General features: G+C 71.9%; 13 protein-coding genes. 9 read left to right on the top strand and 4 right to left on the bottom strand.

Annotated features, from left to right (window positions below):
* Positions 1 to 176: 176 nt before the first annotated feature.
* Positions 177 to 998 carry a serine hydrolase domain-containing protein gene (locus ABZV42_RS16770; RefSeq protein ID WP_356052358.1) on the top strand — a complete coding sequence of 274 codons (822 nt, stop codon included), beginning with the start codon at positions 177 to 179 and terminating at the stop codon, positions 996 to 998.
* A gap of 139 nt (positions 999 to 1,137) precedes the next feature.
* Here the strand turns inward: ABZV42_RS16770 and ABZV42_RS16765 are convergent, their stop codons facing one another.
* Complete coding sequence (locus ABZV42_RS16765; protein WP_356052356.1) at positions 1,138 to 1,797, bottom strand: pirin family protein; 660 nt, start codon at positions 1,795 to 1,797, stop codon at positions 1,138 to 1,140.
* Positions 1,798 to 1,978: 181 nt separating this feature from the next.
* Between ABZV42_RS16765 and fasR the strand changes: the two genes are divergently transcribed.
* The 5 genes from fasR (at position 1,979) to fabF (ending at position 6,958) form a co-directional block, all read left to right on the top strand.
* Positions 1,979 to 3,184: a fatty acid biosynthesis transcriptional regulator FasR gene (fasR, locus tag ABZV42_RS16760; RefSeq protein ID WP_355976229.1), complete on the top strand. Its 1,206-nt coding sequence runs from the start codon at positions 1,979 to 1,981 to the stop codon at positions 3,182 to 3,184.
* 89 nt (positions 3,185 to 3,273) lie between these two features.
* A complete protein-coding gene (locus ABZV42_RS16755) occupies positions 3,274 to 4,191 on the top strand; it encodes an ACP S-malonyltransferase (RefSeq protein WP_355976232.1) in 918 nt (305 codons plus the stop codon).
* Positions 4,192 to 4,204: 13 nt separating this feature from the next.
* The gene (locus tag ABZV42_RS16750; protein ID WP_355976235.1) at positions 4,205 to 5,236 is read left to right on the top strand and encodes a ketoacyl-ACP synthase III; all 1,032 of its coding nucleotides are present in this window, start codon (positions 4,205 to 4,207) and stop codon (positions 5,234 to 5,236) included.
* Positions 5,237 to 5,310: 74 nt separating this feature from the next.
* Positions 5,311 to 5,559 (top strand): acyl carrier protein, encoded by a 249-nt coding sequence (locus ABZV42_RS16745; RefSeq protein ID WP_329299470.1) that lies wholly within the window; start codon positions 5,311 to 5,313, stop codon positions 5,557 to 5,559.
* A 127-nt stretch (positions 5,560 to 5,686) separates the two neighbouring features.
* Positions 5,687 to 6,958 carry a beta-ketoacyl-ACP synthase II gene (gene fabF, locus ABZV42_RS16740; protein WP_356052354.1) on the top strand — a complete coding sequence of 424 codons (1,272 nt, stop codon included), beginning with the start codon at positions 5,687 to 5,689 and terminating at the stop codon, positions 6,956 to 6,958.
* 120 nt (positions 6,959 to 7,078) lie between these two features.
* Here the strand turns inward: fabF and ABZV42_RS16735 are convergent, their stop codons facing one another.
* A complete protein-coding gene (locus ABZV42_RS16735; protein WP_037623426.1) occupies positions 7,079 to 7,573 on the bottom strand; it encodes a DUF3145 domain-containing protein in 495 nt (164 codons plus the stop codon).
* A gap of 308 nt (positions 7,574 to 7,881) precedes the next feature.
* Between ABZV42_RS16735 and ABZV42_RS16730 the strand changes: the two genes are divergently transcribed.
* Both ABZV42_RS16730 and ABZV42_RS16725 read left to right on the top strand, forming a co-directional pair.
* Positions 7,882 to 8,781 carry an SGNH/GDSL hydrolase family protein gene (locus ABZV42_RS16730; protein ID WP_355976244.1) on the top strand — a complete coding sequence of 300 codons (900 nt, stop codon included), beginning with the start codon at positions 7,882 to 7,884 and terminating at the stop codon, positions 8,779 to 8,781.
* A gap of 10 nt (positions 8,782 to 8,791) precedes the next feature.
* Positions 8,792 to 9,766, top strand: coding sequence for an aldose epimerase family protein (locus ABZV42_RS16725; RefSeq protein ID WP_356052352.1), 975 nt, complete (start codon positions 8,792 to 8,794; stop codon positions 9,764 to 9,766).
* Positions 9,767 to 9,880: 114 nt separating this feature from the next.
* On the opposite strand, the gene ABZV42_RS16720 is transcribed toward ABZV42_RS16725, so the two are convergent.
* The gene (locus ABZV42_RS16720; RefSeq protein ID WP_356052350.1) at positions 9,881 to 12,337 is read right to left on the bottom strand and encodes a glycoside hydrolase family 3 C-terminal domain-containing protein; all 2,457 of its coding nucleotides are present in this window, start codon (positions 12,335 to 12,337) and stop codon (positions 9,881 to 9,883) included.
* Positions 12,338 to 12,440: 103 nt separating this feature from the next.
* On the opposite strand from ABZV42_RS16720, the gene ABZV42_RS16715 reads away from it, so the two are divergent.
* On the top strand, positions 12,441 to 13,016 hold the full coding sequence (locus ABZV42_RS16715) for a TetR family transcriptional regulator (protein ID WP_355976252.1): 576 nt from the start codon (positions 12,441 to 12,443) through the stop codon (positions 13,014 to 13,016).
* A gap of 7 nt (positions 13,017 to 13,023) precedes the next feature.
* Here ABZV42_RS16715 and ABZV42_RS16710 read toward each other — a convergent pair whose 3' ends face one another.
* Positions 13,024 to 13,860, bottom strand: a complete 837-nt coding sequence (locus tag ABZV42_RS16710; protein ID WP_355976255.1) for an EI24 domain-containing protein — start codon at positions 13,858 to 13,860, stop codon at positions 13,024 to 13,026.
* Positions 13,861 to 13,974: the final 114 nt, after the last annotated feature.

Below are 13,974 nucleotides of genomic sequence, written 5' to 3'. Positions count from 1 at the left end.
TTGGAGCGCACTCCAGGCAAGCCGAACCGGCCGAAAACACCAGGACATGGCCGGGAGGCGACGGTTTCCCTGCCGGACGCGGCTCCCGCACGCCGTGCCGGCGCGCCGCCTGGACGGGCGCCTTCCGGCCAGACCCCTCCATGCGCCTGGCCCTCTGAGCCGCTTAGGGTCGGGGTATGTCCTTGCAGAGTCTGGCGTTGATCTCGAACTGGCCCGTTCCCACCGCCGCCGCCGCGGTCGTCCGGGCGGACGGCACCGTGGCCGGATCGCACGGTCCCGGCGGGCACCGGTTCGCGCTGGCCTCCGTCACCAAGCCGCTGGCCGCGTACGCCGCGCTCGTCGCGTACGAGGAGGGGGCGATCGAGCTCGACGAACCCGCCGGACCCTCCGGTTCGACGGTCCGGCATCTGCTCGCGCACACCTCGGGTCTGGCCTTCGACGAGCACCGGGCGATGTTCGCGCCCGGTCAGCGGCGGTTGTACTCCAACTCCGGCTTCGAGGTGCTCGGGGACCACATCGCCAAGGCGGCGGACATGTCCTTCGCCGAGTATCTGCGCCAGGCGGTCCTCGAACCGCTCGGCATGAGCGCGACGACGATGGACGGTTCGCCCGCGAAGGACGGCGTCTCGACCGTGGACGACCTCGTCCGCTTCGCCGCCGAGCTCCAGGCGCCCCGGCTGCTCGACCCGCGTACGGTCACGGAGGCGATGACCGTCCAGTACCCCGGCACCAAGGGCGTCCTGCCCGGGTACGGCCACCAGAACCCCAACGACTGGGGGCTCGGCTTCGAGATCCGCGACTCCAAGTCACCCCACTGGACGGGCGGTTCGTCCTCGCCGCGCACCTTCGGCCACTTCGGGCAGGCCGGTACGTTCCTGTGGGTCGACCCGGCCGTGGGCGCCGCCTGCGTCGCGCTGACCGACCGGAACTTCGGCCCCTGGGCCGTCGAGGCGTGGCCGCCGTTCACGGACGCGGTGCTGGCCGAACTCGCCTCCTGACCCGGGCCGACGGCGGCCTCGGCACAGGCCGGGAAGGCCGCCGCGTCCGGCCGGCCCGCGCAGGGCCGCGGCCGCGACGGCCGCGATGTCGTCGGGGTCGGCGAAGGGCCGGCGGAAGTCACCCGCCGGCACCCCGGGATCAGCCGACCGCCATCTCCCACACCAGCAGCTCCGCCGGGGCCCCCGCGACCAGTTCCAGGTCCTTCGCGTCCGTGAGGCGGGCCGCGTCCCCCTCCCCCAGTTCGACGCCGTCCAGCCGGACCTCGCCGCGCACTACATGGACGTAGACGTAGGGCGCGTCGGGGACGGCCGTGCGCTCGCCCGCCGTCAGCCGGCGCACATGGAGCATGGACCCCGCCTCGGGAACGGCGTACGGGGTGGAGTCGGCGATGCCGCGGACGGTCTCGTACACGGGGTCGCCGCCCGGTTCCATCGGGGCCAGCCACATCTGGACGAAGACCAGCGGCAGTTCGCCGTCGTTGCGCTCGACGTGGCGGACGCCGCCCGCGGAGCTCAGCCGCTGGACGTCGCCGTGGCGCAGCACCGACTCGTTCCCCGCCGAGTCGCGATGGGTCAGCTCGCCCTTCACCACCCAGGTGATGATCTCGGTGTGGCTGTGCGGGTGCTCGTCGAAGCCCGCGCCGGGGGCGAGCCGCTCCTCGTTGCAGGCGATCACCGCGCCGAAGCGGAGGTTGTCGGGGTCGTAGTGGGGGCCGAAGGAAAAGGCGTGGAGCGAGGAGATCCCGGCCGCCGGGTCCCCTCCGCGGTAGCGCTCGTCGGCGCGGCGGACGTCCTTCACCCCACCACGGTAGGGCCTGCCGTTCGGATCGGGCGGCATGGAGGCGCGTCGCCTTGCCGGCCGGGCCGAGCCCCGCGTCCCGCCGCGTGATCCGAACGACAGGCCCCGGGCCCGGCGACCGCCCCCGCCTACTTGCGACCCGCCGCCGCACAGCTCCGTCCCGATAAGGCAGTCTTGTTCCGTGCCCGAACCCGAAGCCAGCAAGACCGAGCGCCCAGCGCACGACGTCCACTCACACACCGCGACCCTCAAGCGGCTGGAGAAGTCGGCCGGTACTCTCGCCGCCCAGGCCATCACGCGGATGGACGAGACGCTGCCGTGGTACCGGGCCATGCCACCGGAGAACCGGTCGTGGATCGGGCTGGTGGCGCAGGCCGGTATCGCGGCCTTCACGGAGTGGTTCCGTCACCCGGACGCGCCGCAGGCCATCTCCACCGACGTCTTCGGCACCGCGCCACGCGAGCTGACCAGGGCCATCACGCTGCGCCAGACGGTGGAGATGGTGCGGACGACAATCGAGGTCATGGAATCGGCCATCGACGAGGTGGCGGCACCCGGCGACGAGTCCGTGCTGCGCGAGGCGCTGCTGGTCTACGCCCGCGAGATCGCCTTCGCCACCGCCCAGGTGTACGCGCAGGCGGCGGAGGCACGCGGCGCCTGGGACGCCCGGCTCGAATCGCTCGTCGTGAACGCCGTGCTCTCCGGCGAGGCCGACGAGGGCGCCGTCTCCCGGGCCGCCGCGCTCGGCTGGAGCTCGCCCGAACATGTCTGCGTGGTGCTGGGCACGGCACCCGACGGTGACAGCGAGCTGACGGTCGAGGCGATCCGGCGTGCGGCCCGGCACGCCAAGCTCCAGGTGCTGACGGGAGTGCTCGGGGACCGGCTGGTCGTCATCGCGGGCGGCAGCGACAACCCGCTCGCCGTCGCCAAGTCGCTGATCGGCCCGTTCGCCGCCGGATCGGTCGTCGCCGGGCCGATCGTGCCCGATCTGCTGGCCGCGACCCGGTCCGCGCAGGCCGCGGCGGCCGGACTCAAGGCGTGTTTCGCCTGGCAGGACGCCCCACGTCCGGTTCTGGCGGACGATCTGCTGCCGGAGCGCGCGATCGCCGGAGACCCGTCCGCCCGTGAGCAGTTGGTGGAGGAGATCTACAGACCGCTGGAGGAGGCGGGCTCGGCGCTCCTGGAGACGCTCAGCGTCTATCTGGAGCAGGCGAGCAGCCTCGAAGGCGCGGCCCGGATGCTGTTCGTCCATCCCAACACCGTGCGCTACCGGCTCCGACGTGTGACTGACGTCACCGGCTGGTCGCCCTCGGATGTTCGGTCGGCGTTCACGCTGCGGATCGCGCTGATCCTGGGGCGTCTGGCCGATGGAGATCCACAAACGTAGGCTTTTGTCGGGGACCTACAATTCCCCCTCGTGTTCTTCGTCCCTGTCCCCACGGGCGGCCGTGGCCGTCCACAAGAGAGAGTGTGAGAGTGCTCGTACTCGTCGCTCCCGGCCAGGGCGCTCAGACGCCCGGCTTCCTGACTCCTTGGCTCGACCTCCCCGGTGCCGCCGAACGCCTCGCCGCGTGGTCGGACGCCATCGGGCTGGACCTTGCCCACTACGGCACGCAGGCCGACGCGGACGCGATCCGTGACACGGCTGTCGCACAGCCGCTCCTGGTCGCCGCCGGTCTTCTGTCCGCCGCCGCGCTCGGTGACGTCACCCCCGGTGCCGTCGCCGGCCACAGCGTCGGCGAGATCACCGCCGCCGCGTTCGCGGGAGTGCTCGACGACACCACCGCCCTCGCCCTCGTCCGCAAGCGCGGCCTGGCGATGGCCGACGCCGCCGCCGTCACGCAGACCGGTATGTCGGCGCTGCTCGGCGGGGACCACGACACGACGGTCGCGCACCTGGAGAAGCTGGGTCTGACTCCGGCGAACGTGAACGGCGCCGGCCAGATCGTCGCCGCGGGCACGCTGGAGCAGCTGGCCGCGCTGGAGGCGGACAAGCCCGAGGGTGTCCGGCGTGTCGTGGCCCTGAAGGTGGCGGGCGCGTTCCACACCGTCCACATGGCCCCCGCGGTCGAGGCGCTGGCGAAGGCCGCCGAGGAACTGGCTCCGGCCGACCCCCGGGTCACGTACGTCTCGAACCGGGACGGCCTGGCCGTGTCCTCGGGTGCCGAGGTCGTCTCGCGCCTGGTCGGCCAGGTCGCCAACCCGGTCCGCTGGGACCTGTGCATGGAGACCTTCCGGGAGCTCGGCGCGACCGCGCTGATCGAGGTGTGCCCCGGCGGCACGCTGACCGGTCTGGCCAAGCGCGCGCTGCCCGGCGTCCCGACGCTGGCCCTGAAGACCCCCGACGACCTGGACGCGGCTCGCGAGCTCATCGCCGAGCACGGCGCCGCCTGAGGAGCCCGAGAGCATGTCGAAGATCAAGGCACCCAAGGGCGCTCCGTTCGCGCGCATCCTCGGCGTCGGCGGCTACCGTCCGGTCCGGGTGGTGCCGAACGAGGTGATCCTGGAGACGATCGACTCGTCCGACGAGTGGATCCGTTCGCGCTCCGGCATCGAGACCCGGCACTGGGCCTCCGACGAGGAGACCGTCGCCGCGATGTCGATCGAGGCGTCCGGCAAGGCCATCGCCGACGCCGGGATCACCGCCGAGCAGATCGGCGCCGTGGTGGTCGCCACCGTGTCGCACTTCAGCCAGACCCCGGCCATCGCCACCGAGATCGCCGACAAGCTCGGCACGAACAAGGCCGCGGCCTTCGACATCTCGGCCGGCTGCGCGGGCTTCGGCTACGGCCTGACCCTCGCCAAGGGCATGATCGTCGAGGGTTCGGCCGAGTACGTCCTCGTCATCGGCGTGGAGCGGCTGTCCGACCTCACCGACCTGGAGGACCGCGCGACGGCCTTCCTGTTCGGCGACGGCGCGGGCGCGATCGTCGTGGGTCCCTCCGACGAGCCGCACATCGGCCCCACCGTGTGGGGCAGTGAGGGCGACAAGTCCGGCACGATCAAGCAGACCGTGCCGTGGGACCAGTTCCGGAGCGGCGACGTCTCCCGGCTTCCGCTCGACTCCAAGGGCGAGATCAAGTTCCCTGCCATCACGCAGGAGGGCCAGGCGGTGTTCCGCTGGGCCGTGTTCGAGATGGCGAAGGTCGCACAGCAGGCGCTGGACGCGGCCGGGATCAGCTCGGACGACCTGGATGTCTTCATTCCCCACCAGGCCAACGAGCGGATCATCGACTCGATGGTGAAGACGCTGAAACTGCCGGGACACGTCACGGTCGCGCGTGACGTGCGTACCACCGGCAACACCTCGGCCGCCTCGATCCCGCTCGCAATGGAGCGGCTTCTGGCGACCGGTGCGGCGAAGAGCGGCGACACCGCGCTCGTCATCGGCTTCGGGGCGGGTCTCGTGTACGCCGCGACGGTCGTTACCCTCCCCTAGGCACTCCGTGCCGGATCATCCGGTCCGTACGGAATATCGCCACCCTCTGTAAACACACCGAAGGAGCGCCTGACATGGCCGCCACTCAGGAAGAGATCGTCGAAGGTCTCGCCGAGATCGTCAACGAGATCGCCGGGATCCCCACCGAGGACGTCCAGCTGGACAAGTCCTTCACCGACGACCTGGACGTCGACTCGCTGTCCATGGTCGAGGTCGTCGTCGCCGCCGAAGAGCGCTTCGACGTCAAGATCCCGGACGACGACGTCAAGAACCTCAAGACCGTCGGCGACGCGACCGCCTACATCCTCAAGAACCAGGCCTGATCTTCCGATCACCTGGGCCGACCGTCCGGGTTCACCGGGGCCGTGTGCCCTGGTTCGCCCGGGCTGATGCCCCGCCACCCGGCGGTGGCGCCGCTGAATCCTCGTATCCGTTGGAGAAAGAATTCCCGTGAGCCCGACCAATCGCACCGTGGTCGTCACCGGTATCGGCGCAACCACACCGCTGGGTGGCGACGCAGCCTCTACCTGGGAGGGCCTGATCGCCGGACGTTCCGGCGTCCGCCCCCTCGAGCAGGAGTGGGCCGCCGACCAGGCCGTCCGTATCGCGGCACAGATCGCCGTCGAGCCGGGCGAGGTCATTCCCCGCCCGCAGGCCCGCCGGCTGGACCGCTCGGCGCAGTTCGCGCTGATCGCGGCCAAGGAAGCCTGGGCCGACGCCGGTTTCACCGACAAGGCGGGCGAGGACCCGAGCATCGAGCCCGAGCGGCTGGGCACGGTCATCGCCTCCGGCATCGGTGGTGTGACGACTCTGCTCGACCAGTACGACGTGCTGAAGGAGAAGGGCGTACGCCGCGTCTCCCCGCACACCGTTCCGATGCTGATGCCGAACGGCCCGTCCGCCAACGTGGGTCTCGCCGTGGGCGCCCGCGCCGGTGTGCACACCCCGGTCTCCGCCTGCGCCTCCGGCGCCGAGGCCATCGGCTACGCCATCGAGATGATCCGCACGGGCCGCGCCGACGTCGTCGTCGCCGGCGGCACCGAGGCGGCCATCCACCCGCTTCCCATCGCCGCGTTCGGCAACATGATGGCGATGTCCAAGAACAACGACGACCCGACGGGTGCCTCGCGCCCCTACGACGTCGCCCGTGACGGCTTCGTCCTCGGCGAGGGTGCCGGCGTCGTCGTCCTGGAGTCCGCCGAGCACGCCGCCAAGCGCGGCGCCCGGGTGTACGCCGAGGCGGTGGGCCAGGGCATCTCGGCCGACGCGCACGACATCGTGCAGCCGGAGCCCGAGGGCCGCGGTATCTCGCAGGCCCTTCAGAACCTGCTCGACAACACCGACCTGGACCCGGCCGAGATCGTGCACGTGAACGCGCACGCCACCTCGACCCCGGCCGGTGACGTGGCCGAACTGAAGGCGCTGCGCAAGGTGTTCGGCGACGAGGCCGACCACTTCGCGGTCTCCGCCACCAAGTCGATGACCGGTCACCTCCTCGGTGGCGCCGGCGGTGTCGAGTCGGTCGCGGCCGTGCTCGCGCTGTACCACCGTCTCGCGCCGCCGACCATCAACGTGGAGAACCTCGACCCCGAGGCCGAGGCCGCCGCCGACATCGTCCGCGGCGAGGCGCGCAAGCTGCCCGTCGAGGGCCGTATCGCCGCCCTGAACGACTCGTTCGGCTTCGGCGGGCACAACGTGGTGCTGGCGTTCCGTTCCGTCTGACGCCGGTCCTCCGTTCCGTACGACTGTGGCCCGTACCCCTGGGATCAGGGGTACGGGCCACAGTCGTACGTTCTTCGGCAGCGGTCCCGGTGACGCCGACGGGGCGTCACCCGGCCCGGGTCACACCACCTGGTGCAGCCAGCGGACCGGGGCGCCCTCGCCCGCGTAGCGGAAGGGCTCGAGTTCGTCGTCCCAGGGCTTGCCGAGGAGCTTGGCGAGGTCGGCCTCCAGGTCGCTCTCGCCCCGCTGGGAGCGCAGCAGCGCGGCGCGCAGACGGTCCTCGGGGATGAGGATGTCGCCGTGGATGCCGGTGACCGCGTGGAAGATGCCGAGCTCGGGGGTGCAGCTGTAGCGCTCGCCCTCGGCGGTGGGACAGGGTTCGGCGGTGACCTCGAAGCGCAGCAGGTGCCAGCCGCGCAGCGCGGAGGCGAGCTTGGAGGCGGTGCCGGCCTCGCCCTTCCAGGAGAACTCGGATCTCCAGGTGCCCGGCGCGGCGGGCTGCCGGATCCAGTCGAGGTTGACGCGCGTGCCGAGCACCCCCGCGACCGCCCACTCGACATGCGGACACAACGCGCGGGGCGCGGAGTGCACGTAGAGAACTCCACGTGTCGTCACTGGGGCCTCCGGACAGAGCGAGACATCTTGTAACTTAGCGGAACGGCGGTGGCAGGGCGGCCACGTGGCGAGGCTACCTTGCGGCGGCGCAAGGAGTGTGACGTACCGTCGGTCCAAGCGCCGTGAACCTCCGAGGTTTCACCCGGCGGGACGTGTCCGGACTCCGCTGCCGGGGTCCGGGTCCGCCTCCCGGGTGAAGACGGCCGCACCATGGGAACGCGGCGCGACCGACCGTGTACGACGTGGTGCGACCGACCGCGCGGAGCGGGTGCCGACCAACCCTGTACAACGAACGAGGAGACCAGGGGATGCGGAATCGCAGCCACCGTTGGCGGGCCGCCTTCGCCGTCGCATCGGCGGCGGCTCTCCTGGGCACCGCCGCCTGCGACGCCGCCGGCAACTCCTCGGCGCCGGGCGGGACCGCGGGACTCCGGCCGTCGGCGAGGCCCACGCCGGTCTGGGACCGCAGCCCGGACTCCATGGCCGCGGTCGGCGACTCGATCACGCGCGGTTTCGACGCGTGCAGCGTGCTGTCGGACTGCCCCGAGGTGTCGTGGGCGACCGGCAGCGATCCGCGGGTCGACAGCCTCGCCGTACGGCTGCTCGGTCCCACCGGCGCGGCCGAGCGCAGCTGGAACTACGCGGTGACCGGCGCACGGATGGCCGACCTTGCCGGCCAGATGGAACAGGCGGCGGCCCGCGGGCCCGAGCTGGTCACGGTGATGGCGGGCGCCAACGACGCCTGCCGCTCCTCCGCCTCGGCGATGACGCCCGTCGCCGGCTTCCGCACCGAGTTCCAGGACGCGATGAACACGCTGCGCCGCACGCTGCCCAAGACCCAGGTGTACGTGTCGAGCGTGCCGGATCTGAAGCGGCTGTGGTCCGAGGGGCGCGGCAATCCGCTGGGCAAGCAGGTGTGGAAGCTGGGCATCTGCCCCTCGATGCTCGGCGACCCGGACTCGCTCGGCTCGGCGGCGACCCTGCGGCGCGGGCAGGTGTGGGACCGGGTGAAGGAGTACAACGAGGTGCTGCGCGAGGTGTGCGCCAAGGACCGGCGCTGCCGCTTCGACGGCAACGCGGTCTTCGGCTACCGCTTCGGCACGGACCAGTTGAGCCACTGGGACTGGTTCCACCCGAGCAGGGACGGACAGGCGCGACTCGCGGAGATCGCCTACCGAACGGTCACGGCACGCGAACCCGTGACCTAGGGTTTCTCTCATGAGTGAACTTTTCGGCACACTTTCCGACGGCACCAGGGTCCACCGCTGGACCCTGGAGCGCGCCGGGGTCCGGGTGCGGGTGCTCACCTACGGCGGGATCGTGCAGTCGGCCGAGGTGCCGGACCGGGACGGGCGGGCCGTGGACGTGACCCTGGGCTTCCCCGCCCTGGAGGGGTACACGGCCCATCCCGAGCCGTACCTCGGCGCGCTGGTCGGACGGTACGCGAACCGGATCGGGGGTGCGCGCTTCACGCTGGACGGGGTGACGTATCCCCTGGAGCCGAACAACGGGCCCAACTCGCTGCACGGCGGCGACGACGGTTTCGACAAGCGCGTGTGGGACGCGGAGCCGCTCGATCACGGGGTGCGGCTCTCCCGGGTCAGCCCGGACGGCGAGGAGGGCTTCCCGGGGCGTCTGGAGGTCTCGACGACGTACACGCTCGACGAGCGGGGCGCGCTGCGGATCGCCTACGAGGCGGTCACCGACGCGCCGACCGTGGTGAACCTGACGAACCACACGTACTGGAACCTCGGCGGCTCCGGCAGCGCGGTCGGGCACGAGCTCCGGCTCGACGCGTCACGGCTGACGCGGGTGGACGAGCAACTCGTCCCGACCGGGGAGCTCGACCCGGTCGAGGGCACCCGCTTCGACTTCCGCGAGTCCCGCAAGACCGGCGCGGGCTATGACCACAACTACGTGCTCGACAAGGGGGCCACCGCCGCTCCCGTGGAGGTCGCCGAGCTGTACGACCCGTCGTCCGGGCGCGTGCTGACCGTCGCGACCACCGAACCCGGCCTCCAGCTCTACACCGCCGACCACCTGGGCGACCCCTTCTCCCCCAACGACGGCATCGCGCTGGAGACCCAGCATTTCCCCGACTCCCCGAACCGGCCGGAGTTCCCGAGCACACAGCTGCGGCCGGGCGAGGTGTACAGGTCGGAGACGGTGTACGGGTTCTCCGTGCGGTCCTAGGGAGTCCCGGGCCGCGTTCCGCGGGCGCGTGTCCTTCGCGGCCGTGCAGTAACGGCGAGCCCCGGTCCGGATGTCAGGTTCCGGGCCGGGGCCGGCCGTAGGCGGGCGCGTTGTTCACGCCTCGATGATCGTGCTCAGACGGAGGTCCGAAAGGGAACGGCCTACCTGAATCTCGTACGAACCCTTCACAAACGCCCAGGTGCTCGTGGCGGTGTCCCAGACCTCGAAGGCGCGGCGCGGAAGTTCCACGACGGCCTCGACGCTCTCGCCGGATCCGGCCTCGACCCCGGCGAATCCGGCGAGTGCCCGGACGGGCCGCTCGGTGCCGGGTTCCGCGGGGGCGAGGTAGACCTGGACGACCTCACGACCGGCACGTCGACCCGAGTTGCGGACACGGACGGTGACGGTCGTGCCCTCGGCCTCGACGGACTCGTACGTCCAGTCGGTGTAGCCGAGGCCGTGCCCGAAAGCGTACGAGGGGGTCCTGCCCTCCTTCTCCCAGGCGCGGTAGCCGATGAAGACGTCCTCGGCGTACGGGAGTTCGCCGCCGTCGGGGCGCACCCGGGTGACCGGGGCGTCGGCGAGGGAGCCCCAGGTGGTGGGGAGGCGGCCGCCCGGCTCGTGGGCGCCGGTGAGGACGTCGGCGAGGGCGGCCCCGCCCTCCTGCCCCGGGAACCAGCTGAGGAGCACGGCGGCGACCTCGTCACGCCACGGGAGTTCCACCGGGGAGCCGGAGTTGACGACCACGACGGTGTTCGGGTTGGCGGCGGCGACGGCGTGCACCAGCTCGTCCTGGCGGCCGGGGAGCCTCAGGTCCGCCCGGTCGAAGCCCTCGGACTCGACACGGTCGGTGGTGGCGACCACGACGACGACGGTGTCGGCGGCGCGGGCCGCCGCGACCGCCTCGGCGATCAGTTCGTCCGCGTCCCGTACGGGCTCCTGGTGGGCGAGCGAGAAGCCGACGACCCTCATCGGAACGTCCTCGGGGAACGCGACGACGTGGGTGAGGGAGACCTCCACCGTTTCGCCCGCGGCGAGTTCGGCCTGACCGCGGGGGACGGGGGCGCCGAAGAACGTCACGAAGGGGTCGTCCTTGTCGGCGCCCTGGACGTCGTCGAAGTACGTCGTCCCGTCGACGGTGAGGGTGAACGCGCCGAGGCCCTTGACGCCGAAGGTGTGCGGGCCGCTCTCACGCGGGGTGAAGGTGCCGGTGAGTTCGACGCTGTGGAGATTGTCGTAGGTGACCCCGTCCGGCAGGTCGTCGCCCATCCACTGGATCTGGCCGTTCGGGGCGGAGGCCGTGGCGATGACCTCGCCGGAGGCGTCGCGGCAGATGGCTCGCAGCTCGAAGCCCTTCCCGGCGATGGGGAGTTCCACGGTCGGGTCGGCGCCGACGGCGTACGTCAGGCTCCCCTCGGGCAGGGCGGCGGCGAGGCCGTCCAGGGGCGGGACGATCCGGGCCGGGAAGACGGTGGCGGAGCCGCCGCCGAGGACGCGGGCGTCGCGGGCGGCGGCGCCGATGAGGGCGACCCGGTGCCCTTCGGGGAGCGGCAGGGCACCTTCGTTGCGGACGAGGACGAAGCCCCGGCGGGCGATCTCGCGGGCCAGCGCCGGTCCGTCCACGGTCTCCGGCGGCTCGGTCACGACGGGTTCCGCGCCCTCCAGGACGCCGACGCGGGCGGCGAGCCGCAGCACGTTGCGGACGGCCGCGTCGACGGTGGCCTCCGCGACCTCGCCGGCGCGCACGGCGGCGGCGAGCGGTTCGCCGTAGACGGTCCGGGGGCCGGGCATGGCGACGTCGAGGCCGCCCTCTATCGCGGCCGTGGTGGAGCGGGCGGCCATCCAGTCGGAGACGTTGAAGCCGTCGAAGCCCCATTCACCGCGCAGGACCTCGTTCACGAGGTGGCGGTGCTCGCTCATCGTCGTGCCGTTGACCGAGTTGTAGGCGGTCATGATGCCCCACGGGTGGGCGTTCTCGACGACGGCCTCGAAGGGAGCCAGGTACAGCTCGCGCAGGGCGCGTTCGGAGACGAGGTTGTTCACCGTGAAGCGGTCGGTCTCGGCGTCGTTGGCGACGAAGTGCTTGACGGTGGTGCCGACCCCGCCGGACTGCACGCCCCGGACATAGCCGCTGCCGATCGCGCCGGTCAGGAGCGGGTCCTCGCTGTAGGCCTCGAAGTGCCGGCCGCCGAGCGGTGAGCGGTGGAGGTTGACGGTGGGGGCGAGCAGGACGTGGACGCCCTTGCGGCGGGCCTCCTGGGCGAGGAGCACGCCGGCGCGGCGGGCCAGTTCCGGGTCCCAGGCGGCGGCGAGCGCCGTGGGCGAGGGCAGGGCGACGGAGGGGTCGTCGGCGCTCCAGTGGACACCCCGGACGCCGATGGGGCCGTCGGACATGACCAGGGACCTCAGCCCGATCTCGGGGAGCGCTGGCAGCGTCCACATGTTCCGTCCGGACAGCAGCCGGGCCTTCGCGTCCAGGCCGAGCCGGGCGAGGGCCGCCTCGACGACGGCTTCGCGGGCCGTCTCGGCGTCCTCGTGGTCCTTCGCCGTCTCCACCGCAGTCTCCGCCATGGCGGCACCTCCTCGTTGAAAGCCGTCGGTCCCCCACATCGTGCATCGGTCGCCTGTAGAGCGGTAGGTTTCGTTATTCTGCCGTTACAATTGGAATGATCGGATGCCGTACGGTGACGCCATGACGACCAGGTCCCGGAGCGAGGAGCGGCGCGCCGAGATCGTGCGCGCGGCGCTGGAGGTGATCGCCGAGCGCGGTTACCGGGGCGCGAGCCTCGCCGCGGTCGCCGAGCGCGTCGGCCTCACCCAGCAGGGCCTGCTGCACCATTTCCCCACCAAGGAGGCCGTGCTCGTCGCCGTGCTCAGGGAGCGGGACCAGTGGGACGCCCTTCCGGGCACCGAGTGGCGGGCCGATCTGCTGGTCTCGCTGGTCGAGTACAACGCGATGCGGCCCGGGATCATCCAGACGTTCTCGGCCCTGCTCGGCGAGAGCGTCACGGAGGGGCACCCGGCCCGCGAGTTCTTCACCCGGCGCTACACCGCGGTGCGCGCGAACATGGCCGTGGTCCTGCGGGCCGAGTACGGGGAACGGCTGCCGAGCGGCCTCACCCCGGAGCGCGCCGCCCCCCTGCTCGTCGCCGTGATGGACGGCCTTCAGTACCAGTGGCTGCTGGACCCGGAATCGGTGGACATGCCGGCCGCGTTCCGCGACTTCCTCACCCTGCTGGGCGAGGACTGAGCACCCGTCACGAGGTGGTGCTCTGCTCCTCGGGCGCCGCCGCCGAGGCCGGCTCGGAGGCCGCCTCGGAGTCCTCCTCGTCGGCTTCGCCCTCGCGGATCTCCTCGCCGAGCAGGTCACGGGCCATCAAGGTGGCGCCCGCGACAGCTCCGGGCATCAGGAACACCGCGACGAACGGGACGAGGAAGGCGAGGCCCAGCGGGGTGCCGAAGCCCCAGACCAGCGACTTGCGGGAGCGCAGCAGCGCGAGGCGCTCCCTGAGGTCGACGTCGCGGCGCTGGAGGGCGACGGCGACGAGTTCCTCGGTGAGGAAGAAGCCCGTGACGACGAAGCCGAGCACCGGGACGACGGTCTGGCCTACGAACGGGACGAAGCCGAGCGCGAAGAGGAGGACTCCCCACACGAGGGCCCGTACGAGGACACGGAGGCTGTCACGGGCGGAGATCCACAGCTCGCGCCAGAGCGGCCGCCCCGACTCGGGGGCCGTGCCGTCCGGGGAGACGTCCCGGTCGACCTTCTCCGAGAGGCTCTCGTAGAAGGGCTGGCCCAGGAGCAGGGTGACCGCGGTGAAGGTGAGGACGGCGAGGAGGAGCGCGAGGGCGAACAGGACGGCGGTGAGGAAGCCGCGGAAGAGGCCGGCCCAGGGGCTGGTCCAGTCGTCCGCGAACGGCGTCGCCCAGGTGACGAAGCCCTCCCCGTACACGCCGAGGGCGACGAGCGCCGCCGCGTAGAGCACGAGCGTGATGAGCCCGGGCAGCAGTCCGAACCCGAAACTCTTCCCGTGCCGGACCACCCACCGCTGGCCGGTCAGCAAATAGCCGAAGCCCACCCCGAGATCACGCATGGGGAGACCCTATCGGGGCGCCGCGCCGGACCACGAGGCAGGAGACGGAGGCCGCCTCCCCGGCGTCGGGGATGCGGCCTCCGCGGTGTGCGACGGTGGCATGTCACCGGCGGG

Origin of the sequence: Streptomyces sp. NPDC005281, from assembly GCF_040607495.1 — a bacterium.
In the GTDB taxonomy this organism is placed as follows: Bacteria; Actinomycetota; Actinomycetes; order Streptomycetales; family Streptomycetaceae; genus Streptomyces.
Note: the sequence above shows the minus strand (reverse complement) of the source record. Positions and strands in the feature narration are given on the sequence as shown.